This is a genomic window from Serratia quinivorans, from assembly GCF_052113645.1.
In the GTDB taxonomy this organism is placed as follows: Bacteria; Pseudomonadota; Gammaproteobacteria; order Enterobacterales; family Enterobacteriaceae; genus Serratia; species Serratia quinivorans_B.
On the sequence record NZ_JBIEIU010000001.1, the window covers coordinates 672862 to 689318 of the forward strand.

Annotated in this window: 17 protein-coding genes; 11 read left to right on the plus strand and 6 right to left on the minus strand. The window is 57.6% G+C overall.

The window, feature by feature from the left end; all coding sequences use genetic code 11:
- The first annotated feature begins 205 nt into the window (after nt 1-205).
- From ACGS9J_RS03070 to pcaD, 4 genes are read left to right on the plus strand one after another with little or no spacing between them, the layout of a single operon-like run.
- Entirely contained in the window at nt 206-892 is a 687-nt protein-coding gene (locus ACGS9J_RS03070) for a 3-oxoacid CoA-transferase subunit A (protein WP_442229603.1), read from the plus strand.
- A gap of 10 nt (nt 893-902) precedes the next feature.
- Nucleotides 903-1556 (plus strand): 3-oxoacid CoA-transferase subunit B, encoded by a 654-nt coding sequence (locus tag ACGS9J_RS03075; protein ID WP_442229604.1) that lies wholly within the window; start codon nt 903-905, stop codon nt 1554-1556.
- Between the two features lie 4 nt (nt 1557-1560).
- Nucleotides 1561-2763 carry a 3-oxoadipyl-CoA thiolase gene (gene pcaF / locus ACGS9J_RS03080; RefSeq protein WP_442229605.1) on the plus strand — a complete coding sequence of 401 codons (1203 nt, stop codon included), beginning with the start codon at nt 1561-1563 and terminating at the stop codon, nt 2761-2763.
- A 14-nt stretch (nt 2764-2777) separates the two neighbouring features.
- Nucleotides 2778-3548 carry a 3-oxoadipate enol-lactonase gene (gene pcaD / locus ACGS9J_RS03085; RefSeq protein WP_442229966.1) on the plus strand — a complete coding sequence of 257 codons (771 nt, stop codon included), beginning with the start codon at nt 2778-2780 and terminating at the stop codon, nt 3546-3548.
- A gap of 5 nt (nt 3549-3553) precedes the next feature.
- Here the strand turns inward: pcaD and arsC are convergent, their stop codons facing one another.
- From arsC to ACGS9J_RS03100, 3 genes are all read right to left on the minus strand, one after another.
- The gene (arsC, locus tag ACGS9J_RS03090; RefSeq protein ID WP_442229606.1) at nt 3554-3985 is read right to left on the minus strand and encodes a glutaredoxin-dependent arsenate reductase; all 432 of its coding nucleotides are present in this window, start codon (nt 3983-3985) and stop codon (nt 3554-3556) included.
- A gap of 21 nt (nt 3986-4006) precedes the next feature.
- Nucleotides 4007-5290, minus strand: coding sequence for an arsenic transporter (locus ACGS9J_RS03095; RefSeq protein WP_442229967.1), 1284 nt, complete (start codon nt 5288-5290; stop codon nt 4007-4009).
- 69 nt (nt 5291-5359) lie between these two features.
- Nucleotides 5360-5689 (minus strand): metalloregulator ArsR/SmtB family transcription factor, encoded by a 330-nt coding sequence (locus ACGS9J_RS03100; RefSeq protein ID WP_442229607.1) that lies wholly within the window; start codon nt 5687-5689, stop codon nt 5360-5362.
- Between the two features lie 151 nt (nt 5690-5840).
- Here ACGS9J_RS03100 and ACGS9J_RS03105 point away from each other — a divergent pair, with 151 nt between their 5' ends.
- Entirely contained in the window at nt 5841-6950 is a 1110-nt protein-coding gene (locus ACGS9J_RS03105) for a YbdK family carboxylate-amine ligase (protein WP_442229608.1), read from the plus strand.
- Between the two features lie 94 nt (nt 6951-7044).
- Complete coding sequence (locus ACGS9J_RS03110; RefSeq protein WP_442229609.1) at nt 7045-7224, plus strand: hypothetical protein; 180 nt, start codon at nt 7045-7047, stop codon at nt 7222-7224.
- A gap of 84 nt (nt 7225-7308) precedes the next feature.
- Here ACGS9J_RS03110 and ACGS9J_RS03115 read toward each other — a convergent pair whose 3' ends face one another.
- A complete protein-coding gene (locus tag ACGS9J_RS03115; RefSeq protein ID WP_442229610.1) occupies nt 7309-8229 on the minus strand; it encodes a LysR family transcriptional regulator in 921 nt (306 codons plus the stop codon).
- A gap of 106 nt (nt 8230-8335) precedes the next feature.
- Between ACGS9J_RS03115 and ACGS9J_RS03120 the strand changes: the two genes are divergently transcribed.
- The 4 genes from ACGS9J_RS03120 to ACGS9J_RS03135 all read left to right on the plus strand — a co-directional run bounded on the left by ACGS9J_RS03120 (nt 8336) and on the right by ACGS9J_RS03135 (nt 10754).
- Nucleotides 8336-8797 (plus strand): DMT family transporter, encoded by a 462-nt coding sequence (locus ACGS9J_RS03120; RefSeq protein ID WP_442229611.1) that lies wholly within the window; start codon nt 8336-8338, stop codon nt 8795-8797.
- Between the two features lie 5 nt (nt 8798-8802).
- The gene (locus tag ACGS9J_RS03125) at nt 8803-9267 is read left to right on the plus strand and encodes a DMT family transporter (RefSeq protein WP_442229612.1); all 465 of its coding nucleotides are present in this window, start codon (nt 8803-8805) and stop codon (nt 9265-9267) included.
- Nucleotides 9268-9381: 114 nt separating this feature from the next.
- Nucleotides 9382-9978 carry a SatD family protein gene (locus ACGS9J_RS03130; RefSeq protein ID WP_442229613.1) on the plus strand — a complete coding sequence of 199 codons (597 nt, stop codon included), beginning with the start codon at nt 9382-9384 and terminating at the stop codon, nt 9976-9978.
- 2 nt (nt 9979-9980) lie between these two features.
- A complete protein-coding gene (locus ACGS9J_RS03135) occupies nt 9981-10754 on the plus strand; it encodes a DUF3307 domain-containing protein (RefSeq protein WP_442229614.1) in 774 nt (257 codons plus the stop codon).
- A gap of 35 nt (nt 10755-10789) precedes the next feature.
- Here ACGS9J_RS03135 and mgtA read toward each other — a convergent pair whose 3' ends face one another.
- Complete coding sequence (gene mgtA / locus ACGS9J_RS03140; protein ID WP_442229615.1) at nt 10790-13489, minus strand: magnesium-translocating P-type ATPase; 2700 nt, start codon at nt 13487-13489, stop codon at nt 10790-10792.
- 199 nt (nt 13490-13688) lie between these two features.
- On the minus strand, nt 13689-14387 hold the full coding sequence (locus ACGS9J_RS03145; RefSeq protein ID WP_442229616.1) for an MgtC family protein: 699 nt from the start codon (nt 14385-14387) through the stop codon (nt 13689-13691).
- A 684-nt stretch (nt 14388-15071) separates the two neighbouring features.
- Here ACGS9J_RS03145 and ACGS9J_RS03150 point away from each other — a divergent pair.
- Nucleotides 15072-16457, plus strand: coding sequence for a CoA transferase (locus tag ACGS9J_RS03150; protein ID WP_442229968.1), 1386 nt, complete (start codon nt 15072-15074; stop codon nt 16455-16457).

Here is a 16457-nt window from a genome sequence, read left to right on the forward strand (position 1 = left end):
CTTGTCGCGTCGCGATATTGCCCTGTCTGACGCCAAATACCGATTTAGTTATCTGCGTCACAGAAACGACAGCCAAATCCGCATCGTTTCGATAATCGCACAAATAGCTGATATTCGCACTTGTCGCTGAATTTTTCCTCGCTTAAGGTAAATCCAGGCCCACAAGCGTCACGTAGAAAACCCCCTAGCGTACTCAGGAGAGCAGATGATCGATAAGAGCGTGGCGTCCGTAGACGCCGCCGTCGCCGATATCCCGGATGGTGCGACCATTATGGTCGGCGGTTTTGGCCCGGCCGGTCAGCCTTATGCGCTGCTGGATGCGCTGACTCGCCACCGCCCACGTGAGCTGACGTTGATCAGCAACAACGCCGGCAACGGTGATTTTGGCCTGGCCGCACTGCTGAAAGCAGGCTGCGTGCGCAAGGTCATTTGTTCATTCCCACGCCAGTCGGACTCCTGGGTATTTGACGATTTGTACCGTCGCGGCGAACTGGAGCTGGAGCTGATCCCGCAGGGCAACCTGGCGGCACGTATTCAGGCCGCCGGTGCCGGACTCGGCGGTTTTTACACCCCCACCGGCTACGGTACCGAACTGGCGCAAGGTAAAGAAACCCGCGAGATCGACGGCAGGCACTACGTGTTCGAACTGCCGCTGAAAGCCGACTTCGCACTGATTAAAGCCGATCAGGCCGATCGCTGGGGCAACCTGCGGTATGACAAAACCGGGCGCAACTTCGGGCCGATCATGGCAATGGCCGCAACCTGTACCATTGCCGAGGTCAATCGAATGGTGCCGCTGGGCGAGCTGGATCCTGAAAACATCATTACGCCGGGGATCTTCGTGCAGCGCCTGGTGACCACGCCCGACCACTCCGCACAACTTTCGGCTTGAGGGATCCGCCATGACCAAACTCACTCATCAACAGTTGGCCGAACGCATTGCACGTGATATTCCGGAAGGCGCTTACGTCAATCTGGGCATCGGTATTCCCACGCAAATCGCCAACTATCTGCCGGCAGATAAAGAGATCTTTTTGCACAGCGAGAACGGTATTCTCGGCATGGGCCCGGCACCGGCGGCAGGCCGGGAGGATCCCGAACTGATCAACGCCGGTAAACAGCCGGTCACGCTGCTCAAGGGCGGGTGTTTTTTCCACCACGGCGACTCCTTCGCCATGATGCGCGGCGGTCACCTGGATATTTGCGTGCTTGGCGCTTATCAGGTTTCCGAACGCGGCGACCTGGCCAACTGGAGCACCGGAGCCCCGGGGGCAATCCCGGCGGTTGGCGGCGCAATGGATTTGGCGATTGGCGCTCGTCAGGTGTTTGTGATGACCGAACACCTGACCAAAAAAGGCGAATGCAAAATTGTCCGCCACTGCAACTACCCGCTGACCGGCGTCGGCTGCATTGACCGCATTTACAGCGATCTGGCGGTGATGGACGTGACCCCACAGGGCCTGGTGGTGCGCGAAATATTCGGCGGTCTGACCCCGGAACAATTGCAAGAAGTCACCCCGGTCGAACTGACCTTTGCCCTTCAGCCCGGAGAATAACCCCATGAGTCCAGCCTACCTGTGTGACGCCGTTCGCACGCCTTTTGGCCGATTGAACGGCAGCCTGGCCACCGTTCGCGCCGACGATTTGGCTGCCCTGCCGCTCAAGGCGTTGCAGGCGCGACACCCGCAGCTTGACTGGTCCGCGCTGGATGATGTGCTGTTCGGCTGTGCCAACCAGGCCGGGGAAGACAACCGTAACGTGGCACGCATGGCATTACTGCTGGCGGGCCTGCCGGTGCAGACTCCCGGCTGTACCCTCAATCGCCTGTGCGGCTCCAGCCTGGATGCGGTGGCGATGGCGGCGCGTGCGCTCAAAACCGGCGAAAGCGAGCTGATGATCGCCGGCGGTGTAGAAAGTATGTCCCGCGCGCCCTTTGTCATGGGCAAGGCAGAAAGCGCCTTTAGCCGGGCGATGAAAATGGAAGACACCACCATGGGCTGGCGGTTTATCAATCCGCAGATGAAGGCGCTGTACGGCGTGGATTCGATGCCGCAAACCGCCGAAAACGTCGCCCTGAAGTTCAAGATTGACCGTCAGGATCAGGATGCCTTCGCCCTGCGCAGCCAACAGCGTACCGCTGCCGCACAAGAAAGCGGCTTTTATACCGACCAACTGATTGACGTCAGTATCGCGCAGAAGAAAGGCGAACCGCGGTTGTTCACGCAAGACGAACACCCCCGTGCTACCACGATGGAGGCACTGGCGAAACTGAAACCGGTAGTGAGTCCGCAAGGGACGGTCACCGCCGGCAATGCCTCCGGGCTGAACGATGGCGCCTGCGCACTGCTGCTGGCCAGCGAACTCGGGTTATCTCGCCACGGCCTGCAACCGCTGGCGCGTATTGTCGCCAGCGCCGTTACCGGCATTGAGCCGTCGATCATGGGTTTTGCTCCGGCGCAAGCGGTGCGCAAAGTACTGAACATTGCCGGCCTGAGTCTGGACCAGATGGACGTGATTGAGCTTAACGAAGCTTTTGCCGCGCAGGCACTGGCGGTGACCCGTGAACTGGGGCTAAGCGACGATGCCGCTCAGGTGAATCCCAACGGCGGTGCCATCGCTTTGGGTCACCCGCTGGGGGCCTCCGGCGGCAGACTGGTGATGAATGCCGCCTGGCAGTTGCAGAAAACAGGTGGGCGCTACGGCCTCTGCACCATGTGTATCGGCGTCGGCCAGGGCATTGCGCTGATTATCGAACGGGTGTGACACGAGGAAACATGATGGATATCGACTATCGCCTTGATGGCCGCACCGACGCGCCGCTGTTGGTGCTGTCCAACTCGCTCGGCACCACCCTGGATCTGTGGCAGCCGCAACTGTCGGCCCTGAGCGAACACTTTCGGGTATTGCGCTATAACTCACGCGGGCACGGTGCTACGCCGCTGCCCACCACGCCGCTACGGCTTGAAAACCTCGGGCTGGATGTGATTGCATTGCTCGATTATCTGGACGTGCCAAGTGCCCATTTCTGCGGTATCTCAATGGGGGGCCTGACCGGCCTGTGGCTCAACCGCTACCAGCCGCAGCGCATCAACCGACTGGTGGTTGCCAATACCGCCGCACGCATCGGCAGTGCCGAAGGCTGGCAACAACGGGCGCAGCAGGTGCGTAGCCAAGGGTTGGCCCCGGTTGCCGCTTCATCCCCTGCCCGCTGGTTTACCGCAGAATTTATACAGAACCATCCCGAGCAGGTTGCCTCGTTGGTCGCAGGGCTGGCCGGCAGCAATCCCGAGGGTTACGCCGCCTGCTGCGAGGCGTTGGCGCTGGCGGATCTGCGCGCCGAGGTGGTTTCCATGACGCGGCCGATGCGGGTGTTCGCCGGGGACCATGATCCGGTCACCACCGTCGCGGACGCCGAGTTTCTGGTGGCCAACGCCCCGCGGGCCGAGCTGCAGCGGTTACCGGCCTCGCACATCTCCAACCTCGCCTGCCCGGATTTGTTCAGCCACAGCGTCATCGAGTTCCTGACTGAAGGACGCGCTGCGGGCTAAATCGATTATTGGCCGGTTATCTGCCGCCCTTGCGCGTCAATCACCGGTTCACCGTCTTCTTTACTGAACGGCCCTTGCTGAGGATCCGGCAGGATATCCAGCACGGCTTCCGACGGTCGACACAGGCGGGTCCCCAGTGGCGTCACCACAATCGGTCGGTTGATCAACACCGGCTGTTGCAGCATAAAGTCGATCAGTTGGTCGTCGCTCCAGCCGGCCTCGGCCAGTCCCAGCGTTTCATAAGGTTCCACATTTTTGCGTAGCAAGGCGCGCGCAGAAATCCCCATATCGGCAATCAGTTTGACCAATTGTTCACGGCTGGGCGGCGTCTCCAGATAAAATATCACCGTCGGCTCCACGCCACTGTTGCGGATCAACGCCAAGGTATTGCGCGATGTGCCGCAAGCCGGGTTGTGGTAAATCTTGATGTTGCTCATGGCATGCTCTCCGAGTTAAGACTAAAGCGACAAACGCAGGGCCAGAGCGGCCAGCGCAACCAACAGCACCGGTAGGGTCATTACGATGCCCACACGGAAATAGTATCCCCAACTGATGACGATGCTTTTCTTTGACAGCACGTGTAGCCACAGCAGCGTGGCCAGACTGCCGATCGGCGTAATTTTCGGCCCCAGATCGCTGCCGATGATATTGGCGTAAATCATCGCCTGTTTGATCACGCCTTCCGCATTGCTGCCGTCAATCGACAGCGCCCCCACCAACACCGTCGGCATGTTGTTCATGACTGAGGATAAAAATGCGCTCAGGAAACCGGTCCCCAGCGTAGCGGCCCATAATCCCCGCTCGGCCAGGGCGTCGAGCACCACGGCCAGCATATCGGTGAGTCCCGCATTGCGCAGACCGTAGACCACCAGGTACATGCCCAGTGAGAACACCACGATCTGCCAGGGCGCGCCCCGCAGCACTTTACCGGTGTCGATGGCCTTGCCCCTTTTCGCCACCGCCAGCAAGATCAGCGCGCCAACGGCGGCAACCAGGCTAACCGGTACGCCCAGCGGCTCCAGCCCAAAGAACCCCACCAGCAGCAACACCAGTACGCCCCAGCCGGCCTTAAAAGTCGGCAAGTCGCGAATGGCCTCTCGCGGTGGACGCAACAATGTCAGGTCATAGCTGCGTGGAATATCCTTGCGGAAGAACAGGTGCAGCATCACCAGCGTGGCGACGATGGCAGCCATGTTCACCGGCACCATGACCGCCGCATACTGCGTGAACCCCAGTTGGAAGAAATCCGCAGAAACGATATTCACCAGATTAGACACCACCAACGGCAGGCTGGCCGTATCGGCGATAAACCCGGCCGCCATCACGAAAGCCAAGGTGGCCCCGGGGCTGAACCCCAGCGCCAGCAGCATGGCAATCACTATTGGCGTCAGGATCAGGGCCGCACCGTCATTGGCGAACAACGCCGCCACGGCAGCCCCCAACAGCACAATATAGGTGAACAACCAACGCCCTTTTCCCTTGCCCCAACGCGCAACGTGCAGCGCCGCCCATTCAAAAAAGCCGGACTCATCCAACAGCAGGCTGATAATGATCACCGCGATAAAGGTGGCGGTGGCATTCCAGACTATCTGCCAGACCAGCGGAATATCGCCGATGTGCACCACTCCGGTCAGCAGCGCCAACGCCGCCCCCAGGGAGGCGCTCCAGCCAATGCCCAACCCCTTCGGCTGCCAGATCACCAACATGATCGTCAGAATAAATATTGCCCCAGCCAGCACCATCACGACTCCTTGGTCACTCATAAAAGATATATATGATATTTCGAATATATAAGTTTAAATTTTTTATCGCTATCGACAGATAACCCCTACCGCACGCTGCGCCAGTTCGTTCACCTGCTGTTGTCGGCTAAGGTAAGCCTGTTCGATAATCGCCGCCGCCCAGGCCGGCATATGCGGCGACAAACGGTAGTAAATCCATTTGCCTTCACGGCGGTCGATCAGCAGGCCACTTTCACGCAGCATCGCAAGGTGGCGTGAGATTTTGGGTTGCGACTCGTCCAATGCACCGACCAACTCGCACACGCACAGCTCACCTGCCTGGCGCAGTAAAAGCACCAGCGTGAGGCGCGTCTCCTCCGACAGATTTTTAAACAGTATCAGCGGTGTCAGTGATGTCATACGATCCTCCTTTTACCCGAGCCGTCATCATAAGCCGCTGGTTGGAAATGTCAAAAACATATCTGAATTAGTGAATATAAAACCCCCGCACGGCAAAAGCCACATGAAGGATTATAATTATCGCAATGCTGTTTTTTTAGGGAGATGAACCATGCCACTAGCATTCAAACGCTCGCAAAGGCTCTCCATCGGCACCGAAATTGAACTGCAGCTGGTTGATATCGAGAGCTACGATCTCACCGATAAGGCCGATCGGGTGGTGACGGATCTGGACGATAAAAAGCGTATCAAGCATGAGCTGACCAAATCGATGGTGGAACTGAACAGCTCGGTGCACAGCGATATTGACCCCTTGCACGACGAATTGCGGGAGCTGACAACCCGTATCCGCCGCAGCGCGCAAAGTTTCGGCTGCGACATTTGCGGCGGTGGCCGCCACCTGAGCAATGACTGGCGAAAACAGGTTATCTCCGACGCCCAACGTTACCAACAGTTGGCCAGCCGCTTCGGCTACCTGTCCAAACTGGCCTGCGTGTTTGGTCAGCATATTCATATCGGGGTCAACGACGGCGACGAGGCGATGTATCTGTGCCACGCGCTAACGCCCTATTTCCCGCATTTTATCGCCCTCAGCGCCTCTTCCCCGCTCTATCAGGGGGTGGATACGTTGTTCGCCAGCTCGCGCTTCAGTGCGCAAAATTCCTTCCCCAACTATGGCTGTCTGGAGCAAATTTATAGCTGGGATCAGTTCAACGACTATTATGAACGGCTGATCGCCGCCGGGGTGATCGACAGCATCAAGGATATTTATTGGGACGCCCGGCCCAAGCCGGAACTGGGGACGGTGGAGCTTCGCATTTGCGACACGCCGCTGCACATCTCTCACGCCGCACTGCTGGTCGGCTACTGTCGTCTGCTGGCGGCTTTTTTGCTGGCGCGCCGCACCGAGATTACGCCGGAGTATTACGCCTTCACCAACTACAACAAAATCAACGCCTACCGCAGCGGATTTGCCGCCGACTACGTTGATCCGGCCACATTGCGCCGCAGCAGTCTGACCGCACATATGCTGACCACGCTCGCTGCGTTACGCGCTGACGCCCACGATCGGCATACGCACGGTTTACTGGATAAGGTTGAGCACTATGTCAGGCAGGGGGTGAACGATTCCGACAAAATTCGCCGAATGCTGAATAACGGTCTGCCACAAAAGCAGGTCATAGCACGGCTGTGCGATGAGCTGCTGCAACCGGTGAGTTAAGTTTCAGCTATTGATTCCATACGCCAAAGCGACTGTTCATTATGTGCTCTTTCGTTACAATCTCTAGCGTGAAATCCACTTTTCGAGGGCACGTATGTACAACTTCTCACGTTATCAGGCAAAAGAACTGGCGCTGGCTTATATGAGCGGCAAAAAGCATGACTTGTCACCGCAGGAGTTTCTGCAGCAGCTGAAAAGCAGCGAGAAATCGTTCGACTACCTGTTGAAGCATGGCAGCGAACAACCACGCGAAATGCTGGTGAAAAGCTTCTGAAACCCACTTCCTAATCGCTATACCTCCCCTTCGCCGGTGGCGTACCAACAGGCACGTGTATTCCCGGCCGAATGGCGACGGTGTTTATCGCCGTTGCGCAATATCCCAATAGGGTTGTTCGCCTCCCAGGTGCGCCAGCAGAAAATCGACAAAGGCCAGGACCTTAGCCGGCAAATATTTGCGCTGTGGATACACGGCATAAATGGCGTGCTCCGGCAGTCGGTAGGTCGGCATCAGCTCAAGTAACCGGCCCTGTGCGATATCCTCCCCGACGATAAAGGTCGGCATCTGGCAAATACCCAGACCGGCGAGCAGCGCTTCACGCAATGCCTCACTGTTATTCACCTGGTAATTCCCCCTGGGCTGGAAACGTACCGCCCCTGCCGGCCCGTCAAACTGCCACTCGCTTCCGCCACGGAAATAGCTGTAAAACAGGCAGTTATGCTGTGCCAATTGGTCCAGCTCCGTCGGCGTACCACGGCGTGCCAGGTAGGACGGTGCGGCGCACAATACGCTGTTACAGGGGGCAATACGTCGGGCTATCAGGCTCGAGTCGGCGAGTTGACCAATGCGGATCGCCAGGTCATACCCTCCCTCAACCAGATCCACCAGTTGGTCGTCCATCATCATATTGATCTCCACTTGCGGGTAAGCCGCCAGGAAGTGGGGGATCAGGGGGGCGACATGCAAACGGCCGAACACCATGGGCACGCTGATCCGCAGGCTACCCTGCGGCTGCCCCTGCAAACGGGTGACCGCATCCTCTCCCTCTTGTGCCACGGAGCAGGCATTGCGGGCATAGCCAAAATACTGCTCACCGGCCTCGGTCAGGCTCAAACTGCGGGTGGTACGCTGCAACAACTGCACGCCAAGCGAGCGTTCCAGCTGGCTAATGCGTTTGCTTACCGCCGATTTGGTGATGCCCAACCGCCGGGCAGCCGCTGAAAAGCTTTCGCATTCCACCACCGCCACAAACACCGGGATCGCTGCAAAGTTATCCTGCATTTATCGTCAACTATTCCTCAACAATGAGTTTCCATTCTAGTGGATTATGCTGCAAACAAAAACAATATAGGCTATTCGCCAATCGACTCTTGAAGCTGGAACCAGAATGCGCGAACGTTTTTCCGATCCCCTGCTGGCGCTGGCCGCCGGTGCCTTATTGGCCCTGATGATTGCCATCAATAGCACGCTGGCCGGCTATAACTCCCCGCTGCTGGCATCTTGGGTGGCTCACGGTATTGGCGCAATCACCGCCTGGCTGCTGCTGCTCCTGCTCCTGCTGAACCCCCGTTCTCCTCGCCGCACTCCCTCACCGGCCGGCATTCCCCGCTGGGCCTATTTGGGCGGTTTTCCCGGTGCCCTGACGGTGGTGCTGGCCGCCATCACGGTCAACAGCCCACTGGCGCTTTCCGGCAGCCTGGCGCTGATGCTCACCGGCCAGGTTTTGTTCGGCATGTTATCCGACAGCTGCGGCTGGTTTGGTTCGATTAAACGCCGCCTGAGTCTCAACGACATCATCGCCACGCTGCTGATCCTGTCCGGCTGCGCCCTGCTCATCTTCCTGAGGTAACCCCCATGCTAACCCTGGTCTTTCTGGCGCTGCTCAACGGTGTTTGTATCGGTATCAGCCGCGCGGTCAATGGCCGTCTGGCAGTGGATCGCGGCGCTTTTCATGCCTCGCTTTGCAACCATATCGTCGGCTTTTTGTTCCTCAGCCTGCTGCTGGCGGCAACCGCTGGATTCACTGGCGCTCCCTTTGGCCAAGCCCCGTGGAGCGCCTACCTTGGCGGGATCATCGGTGCGCTTTTTGTCGCGTTGAACAGCTATGTCCTGCCGCGTCTCGGCACCCTGCTCGCCGCACTGTTGATCATCAGCGGCCAGATGCTGGCGGGGGTTATTATCGACCGCCTGCGTGACGGCAGCGGCTCAGCCGGCGCACAAATCCTCGGCGTAGGTTTGATCCTGCTGGGCGTCTATCTGGCCCGAATGGAAAAACCCCTGGTTAAGCTGATCCATGACCGCATCAAGCTGCGGGGTTAATTTCGCCTTAGGATACGAATAATGGCTATATTCGCATCCAGATACGAATAATTGACATATTCGTGTTTAGATGCGAAATTTGCAGATAACTCCCGCTTCAGAGCAGAAAAAGAGATGCCAGCACAAGTCAGCGTGATCACCGGCGATCTGGTCAATTCCCGGCAGTTAGACACCACTAGCTACATTAGCGGCTTAAATGCCCTGCTTAGCCAACTGCAACAGACTAAGCTTATTCAAAGGTTCGAGATTTTCCGCGGCGATGCTTTTCAGGCGCTGGCCGCCCCCCAATCCGGCTTGTTGCTGGCGGTGTATATCCGCATTGCGCTCAAAGCGATGGACTCCCGACAGTGGGACGCCCGCATCGCCGTCGGCCTGGGCAGCAGCCAGGAGGAAGCCACCGGCTATGGCAGCGCCTTTGTGAATTCGGGTCAGGCACTGGATGGCCTGATGAAAAATTGCCGACTGGCTCTGAAAAATGATAATGACCGGACAAATGCCATTGTCAGCGATCTCTTGCCAATGTTAGATCATGTGGTTAGCCGCCTTTCGCAAACCGAAGCGCGGATAGTCCAGGCACGCATCTTTGCCGCCACCAATCAGGAGGTGGCGGAAAAGCTGCAAAAGGCCGCCTCCACCGTTTCTGCCACGCTGAAACGCGCGGCCTACGAGGAAATCATGCGATTTATTCACGCGATTAACAGGATCACCTGAATATGGATTTGAGCTACGCGCCGCTGTTGACCTGGTTGCTGGTCGTCCACTTGCTTGCCGACTTCCCATTGCAGCCGCGCAGTTGGGTCGAGGATAAAGCTCGTCATCGCGCGCGCTCCCGTTTTCTGGTGCTGCATGCCTTACTGCACGGCGTGCTGGCCGCTTGGGCCGTGGCAGGTTTTGCGCTGCTGCATGGCGGGCTGTCCTCCGCCCAGGTGCTGACGACCCTGTTGGTGATCGCCATCAGCCACTGGCTGATTGACCTGTTGAAAGTCACCTTGTTGACGCGCATCAGCCTGGCAAGCGGTTTTCTGCTCGACCAATGCCTGCATCTGGCGGTGATTGTCCTGCTGTGGCTGTCTTTGACACCCAATACCCACGGCCTGCTCGCCGCGCTGGCCTCCGCCATCATCGGTTGGCAAGCCGGGTTGATCGCAGCGGCTTATCTATTGATTTATATGCCTATGGGCGTGCTGATCGGCCAGTTGTTGGCCCACTGGGCACCGCAGATGCCGCCGTCGGCCAAAACCGATAACGACTCGCTGTTACGCGCGGGCAAACAAATTGGTTATCTGGAAAGAACGCTGATCCTGACCTTTGTGCTGATTGGCCAGATCCCGGCGGTCGGTTTTTTGCTGGCGGCCAAGTCGATTTTTCGCTTTGGCGATTTGCGGCAGAGTGACGACAAAATGCGTACCGAGTATGTGCTGCTCGGCACGCTGTTTTCTTTTACGCTGACCATCATGCTCGGCCTGCTGGTGAAAAGACTGCTGTAGGGGCGCAGGATATTCGCCCCTACAGCCTGCCCTGATTACAACCACTCACCGAAGCGGCGAATATAGAAACGCTTCATCAGTTGCGCCACCACGCAGTAGCTGACCAAGGTGCCGGCCAACCACGGGAAGTATTCCCACGGCAGCGGTTGCAACCCGACCAGAGCGCCCAGCGGCGAGAACGGCAGATAGATACCCAAGCCCATCACCAATGCCGTGGTCAACAGCACCGGCAGCGCGGCGGTACTCTGAATAAACGGGATCTTCTGGGTGCGCAGCATATGCACCACCAGCGTTTGTGACAGCAACCCTTCAATGAACCAACCGGACTGGAACAATGCCTGGTGTTCCACACTGTTGGCGGCGAACACGAACCACATCAGCGCATAAGTGGTGATATCGAAGATTGACGACGTTGGCCCAATCCACAGCATAAAACGACCAATGTTTTTCGCATCCCATTTGCGCGGCTTACGCAGGAACTCTTTGTCCATTTTGTCCCACGGCAGCGACAACTGGGAGATATCGTACATCAGGTTCTGGATCAGCAAGTGGATCGCCAGCATCGGCAGGAACGGAATAAATGCGCTGGCCACCAGCACCGAAAACACGTTGCCGAAGTTGGAACTGGCGGTCATGTTCAGATACTTGATGATATTGCCGAAGGTTTCGCGCCCCTTGATCACCCCCTCTTCCAGCACCATCAGGTTTTTTTCCAGCAAAATGATGTCCGCCGACTCCTTGGCGATGTCCGTGCCGGTATCCACCGAGATGCCCACGTCGGCATCGCGCAGCGCCGGCGCATCGTTAATGCCATCGCCGAGGAAACCGACGGTATGGCCATTCGCCTGCAGCATTTTCAGCACCCGCGACTTCTGCAGCGGCGTCAGTTTGGTAAACACCGTGCGCTGTTCCACTTCTTGCGCCAGCGTGGTGTCGTCCATCTGTTCAATTTGCGGCCCGGACAGCGGCTCACCCGGCTCCAACCCGACATCGCGGCAAATTTTGCAGGTGATCACCGGGTTATCACCGGTCAACACTTTCACCGCCACGCCGTTTTCCTGCAGTGCGGCAATCGCTTCCTGCGCGCTCTCCTTCGGGGGATCCAGGAAGGTCAAAACCCCCTGGATCACCATATCGCGCTCATCGGCCACGCTCAGCGGCAAAGCCTTTTTCTGCTCGCCCAGCTCCCGCGTCGCCAGCACCAACACGCGGAATCCCTCCTCGTTATACTGTGCCGCCAGCGCCTGCAATGCCTCACGCCGCGCGGGGTCCAACGGCAAAACCTGCTGCCCTTCGCGCACATGGGTAGCGATTTCCAGCATTTCCTCCACCGCTCCTTTGCAGATCAGGCGCTGTTGGCCATTGTCATCCGCCACCACGATCGACAAACGGCGGCGCACAAAATCGAACGGCAACTCATCAACCTTGCTGAAACGCCCCAGCGCCTCAATGCCCGGTTTACCACGGCCAAAACGGATCACCGCCTGATCCATCAGGTTTTTCATCCCGCTCTGGTGGAAGCTGTTCAACCAGGCCAGGTGCAACACTTCATTATCTTTGCTGCCGCCGGCATCCAGATGATGCTCAAGGATGATGCGATCCTGAGTCAGGGTGCCGGTTTTGTCGGTGCAGAGCACGTCCATCGCGCCAAAGTTCTGAATGGCATTCAAGCGCTTGACCACCACTTTACGCCGTGACATGGCAATAGCGCCCTTCGCCAGGTTGGAACTGACAATCATCGGCAGCATTTCCGGCGTCAGCCCGACCGCCACCGCCAGGGCAAACAGCGCCGCTTCGCTCCAGTCGCCTTTGGTGAAACCGTTGATCAGCAACACGATCGGCACCATCACCAGCATAAAGCGGATCAGCAGCCAACTGACGCTGTTCACCCCACGATCAAACGCGGTTTGCGAGCGGGAGCCGACAATCGACTTCGCCAGCGAGCCGAAATAGGTGCGCCCCCCGGTGGCCACCACCACCGCCGTGGCAGTACCACTGGCGACGTTGGTGCCCATCAAACAGATGTTCGACAGCTCCAGCAGCGCATGTTCGTCGGAGACTTCATCCTCGCTTGATTTTTGGCTGACGTTACCCAAAACATCGTATTTCTCAATCGGGATCGCCTCGCCGGTCAGAATGGCCTGGCTGATGAACAGATCGCGCGAGGCCAGCAGGCGTACGTCCGCCGGCACCATATCCCCGGCGGAAAGCTGGATAATGTCGCCCGGTACCAGTTCGCGGATCGGCACTTCCAACGTCAATGGATGCGCGCTGTAACTGCTGCGGCGCATGACCGTTGCGGTGGTGCGCACCATCGATTTCAGCGTTTCCGCCGCTTTGTTGGTGCGATATTCCTGCCAGAAACGCAGCAGTCCGCTGAGTGAGACCATCACCAGAATGATGATCACACCGGTGAGATCGGTTTCTTCACCGCGCCGGACAGGCAGCCAGTAATCGGTAAAGAAACTGATCGCAGCCAGCACCATCAGTACATAGATAAACGGGTTATTAAAGGCGCTGAACAGCTGCACCAACGCATGGGGTGCCTTCTCATGGGCAACCTGATTAATGCCAAACTGCGTCAGGCGTTCGTCAACATCGTCCTGGGTTAATCCATTACGGTTGCATTTTAAATTTGCCAGCGTCTGATCAACGCTATTTTTTGCCTCTTGGGCGATGGCGTAAGGCACCGATTTTTTATCCCGGCGACGTCCGGTTTCATTAATATAGGTCATAATGCAATTCTCTTATTTTACTCTACGCACAGGGTTACCCCGCCCGATTAACAGGTGAATAAGCGCAGAATGGAATTTATTTAACCAGCGTAATTAACGCGACTTATCGCCGTGCCATGTACGCTGAATAATTAAGTTTGTGGGGTCACCGTCCATGACGCCTCCTTATCACTGAGTGCAGTGAAATATTAATTAATTATTAGACAGGCAATTCAGATGCAATACGCCAACGTACCGCACTGACGCTTTTTTCCAGGCTGACGCGGCAGACAATGCCCTCAATCTCTTTTTGCACCGAAGGGTTCGCGGTTATTTCCGCACACACTTCCAGCTGACCGGGAATGGCAATATCGGCACTACGCAATGATTGCAATCTCAATGCCACGCCGTTGAGCGCCTGTAATATCAGGGTACGTACCAGGATTTCGTCCTGCTCGCCGCAGGTGACCTGAATGCGGTAGCACACCTCCAGATCGGTCGCCTGCTGTTGGGGTTGCAGATTGATGCGTTGCGCCGCCTCGCGCAGCAGAATATTGGCGCACAAGATCACCAGCGTCGCCAGCATCGCGTTCCAATACTGCCCCAGGCCGCACAGCACGCCGATTGCGGCGGAGCACCACAAGGTGGCAGCGGTATTCAGGCCGCGGATATTCAGGCCTTCACGCATGATCACCCCGGCGCCCAAAAAGCCGATGCCGGAGACAATCTGCGCGGCAACCCGCCCGGCGCTGGAAGGATCGGTGGACATGGAACTGAGGATAAATACCGCCGCCCCGGTGGCCACCAATGCATTGGTGCGCAGGCCGGCCATACGTTGGCGCCACTGCCGTTCAGCGCCAATAACGGCACCCAGGCTCATCGCCAGTAATAAATTTAAAACAAAAGGAGTCATAGCCATGACTTTCCCCTTAAATAACTGCAGGAGATAAAATCATGTGCTGTTTAGCACACGCGAAATCGCGCCGATAATAAATCAGCGATTGAGCGCGTAAGTGCCTGGAGGGAATAGGCTGTGGTTGAAAATTACCATAATAATATCCAAATCAATTCGCCTGATGCCATTTGGCCTCAGGAACAACAGTCAGATTCGGGTTTGCACAGCTCGGAATAACCGGAGAGGGGTGCTGCCCGCCGTTTTCGGCAAGCAACAAATCAGAAGAGGATTGGTCAGCTTGCCTTATTTATATCACTGCAACTAAAACTGTCCAATTGTGTTTCCTCTTTGAAATTTTGGCTGAGTATAGTGACGCAGGGTGACGATGTAAAGGCGAATTTATTAAACAGAAACTAAACTTAATATCCCCAATATTTGACCCGTGCCGCGATTATAACTTATTGGCATTGGGCCATCCGATAATTCCCGATAAGCTTAAGCCTCACAGGACAATCATCCTTAAGGACAGACATTCGATGAATATGCTTCGCCTTTCCATCAGCCTCGCCCTGCTTGCCGGTTTTCCCGCCCAGAGTCTGCATGCCAAACTGGCGGACGGCCGCGTTCTAGATATCGCACCGTAGCAACTCCGGTCGGGGTGAACTACGCTAGGTTCAGTTCCCCCGTCCGGCCACCCTGGAGTTGATGATGGATACCCTTACTCAAACGCTGCTCGCAGAGATCGGGCAAAGTCTTGGCCACGACGCCCTGCCGACAGGCTCGTTGACCGTCAGCGGTGAAGGCGCACTGAGCAGTGCATTTCCGGTCACTGAATTGGCGACCGCCAGTTGGGCCGCCGCCGGGCTGGCCTGCGCCGGGCTGCTGCAACAACGGCATGGCAGTCTGCCGCCGGTGTTTGTCGATCGTCGATTGGCGTCGTTGTGGTTCGGCTGGACGCTGCGGCCACTGGGATGGTCATTGCCTGCGGCCTGGGACGCGCTGGCGGGTGACTACGCCACCGCCGATGGCTGGATACGTCTGCATACCAATGCGCCGCATCATCGTAAGGCGGTGGAACAAGTACTCGGCCCGCATCAGGATAAAAATGGGCTGGCACAAAAAGTGCTGACGTGGAAAAAAGGTGAACTGGAGCAAGCGGTGATCGACGCCGGTGGCTGCGCGGCGCAAATGCGCTCTGTCGACGCGTGGCGGCAGCATATTCAAGGCAAAAGCGTTGCACTGGAACCGCTGATCCATCAGGCACAACATCAGGAAGCTCCGCCGCCGGTCTGGGCGTTACCCTGTGCCAGACCACTGCACAGCGTACGGGTGCTGGATTTGACCCGAATTATCGCCGGGCCGGTAGCCACCCGCTTTCTCGCCGGCTTGGGCGCGGACGTATTACGTCTCGATCCCTACGGCTGGGAGGAACCCGGCGTCGAGCATGAAGTGATCCTCGGCAAACGCTGTGCGCGGCTGAACCTGACGAATGCCCACGATCGCCACACCTTTGAGCTTCTGCTGAAAAATGCCGATGTTATCGTGCACGGTTACCGTGCCGGGGCGTTGGAAATACTGGGATATGGCGCGGAGCAACGACGGGCGCTGTCACCGGGAGTGATCGACGTTTGTCTGAATGCCTACGGCTGGAGCGGCCCATGGCGGGGACGCCGGGGGTTCGACAGCCTGGTGCAGATGAGCTGCGGCCTGGCAGATGCCGGCATGAAGTGGAAAAATGCGGCCCAGCCGGTGCCATTACCGGTACAGGCATTGGATCACGCCACCGGCTACCTGATGGCAACGGCGGTGTTGCACGGCCTGCGTCAACGTCTACACAACGGCACCGGCTACAGCGCCCGGTTGTCACTGGCGCGGACTGCGCAGTGGCTGGTTGATCACCCCTATCCGCCACAACATCAGTCGGTACCGCCGGCCCCGCCGGTCCCCGCTGATGAAAACCCGGAAACCGAACTGACTCACTGGGGCCCGGCGCAACGCCTTAATCCGGCATTACGGCTAAACGGCACCGAGTTACTTTGGGCTTTTCCCGCCACCACGCTCGGCAGTTCACCGCCGGAATGGTTACGGCGCTGA

Coding starts and splice junctions, on each gene's coding strand:
- pcaD (WP_442229966.1), top strand. CDS start 2,778: ATGGATATCGACTATCGCCTTGATGGCCGCACCGACGCGCCGCTGTTG.
- ACGS9J_RS03120 (WP_442229611.1), top strand. CDS start 8,336: ATGCGCGAACGTTTTTCCGATCCCCTGCTGGCGCTGGCCGCCGGTGCC.
- mgtA (WP_442229615.1), bottom strand. CDS start 13,489: ATGACCTATATTAATGAAACCGGACGTCGCCGGGATAAAAAATCGGTG.
- ACGS9J_RS03110 (WP_442229609.1), top strand. CDS start 7,045: ATGTACAACTTCTCACGTTATCAGGCAAAAGAACTGGCGCTGGCTTAT.
- ACGS9J_RS03145 (WP_442229616.1), bottom strand. CDS start 14,387: ATGGCTATGACTCCTTTTGTTTTAAATTTATTACTGGCGATGAGCCTG.
- ACGS9J_RS03105 (WP_442229608.1), top strand. CDS start 5,841: ATGCCACTAGCATTCAAACGCTCGCAAAGGCTCTCCATCGGCACCGAA.
- arsC (WP_442229606.1), bottom strand. CDS start 3,985: ATGAGCAACATCAAGATTTACCACAACCCGGCTTGCGGCACATCGCGC.
- ACGS9J_RS03130 (WP_442229613.1), top strand. CDS start 9,382: ATGCCAGCACAAGTCAGCGTGATCACCGGCGATCTGGTCAATTCCCGG.
- ACGS9J_RS03095 (WP_442229967.1), bottom strand. CDS start 5,290: ATGGTGCTGGCTGGGGCAATATTTATTCTGACGATCATGTTGGTGATC.
- ACGS9J_RS03070 (WP_442229603.1), top strand. CDS start 206: ATGATCGATAAGAGCGTGGCGTCCGTAGACGCCGCCGTCGCCGATATC.
- ACGS9J_RS03075 (WP_442229604.1), top strand. CDS start 903: ATGACCAAACTCACTCATCAACAGTTGGCCGAACGCATTGCACGTGAT.
- pcaF (WP_442229605.1), top strand. CDS start 1,561: ATGAGTCCAGCCTACCTGTGTGACGCCGTTCGCACGCCTTTTGGCCGA.
- ACGS9J_RS03150 (WP_442229968.1), top strand. CDS start 15,072: ATGGATACCCTTACTCAAACGCTGCTCGCAGAGATCGGGCAAAGTCTT.
- ACGS9J_RS03115 (WP_442229610.1), bottom strand. CDS start 8,229: ATGCAGGATAACTTTGCAGCGATCCCGGTGTTTGTGGCGGTGGTGGAA.
- ACGS9J_RS03125 (WP_442229612.1), top strand. CDS start 8,803: ATGCTAACCCTGGTCTTTCTGGCGCTGCTCAACGGTGTTTGTATCGGT.
- ACGS9J_RS03135 (WP_442229614.1), top strand. CDS start 9,981: ATGGATTTGAGCTACGCGCCGCTGTTGACCTGGTTGCTGGTCGTCCAC.
- ACGS9J_RS03100 (WP_442229607.1), bottom strand. CDS start 5,689: ATGACATCACTGACACCGCTGATACTGTTTAAAAATCTGTCGGAGGAG.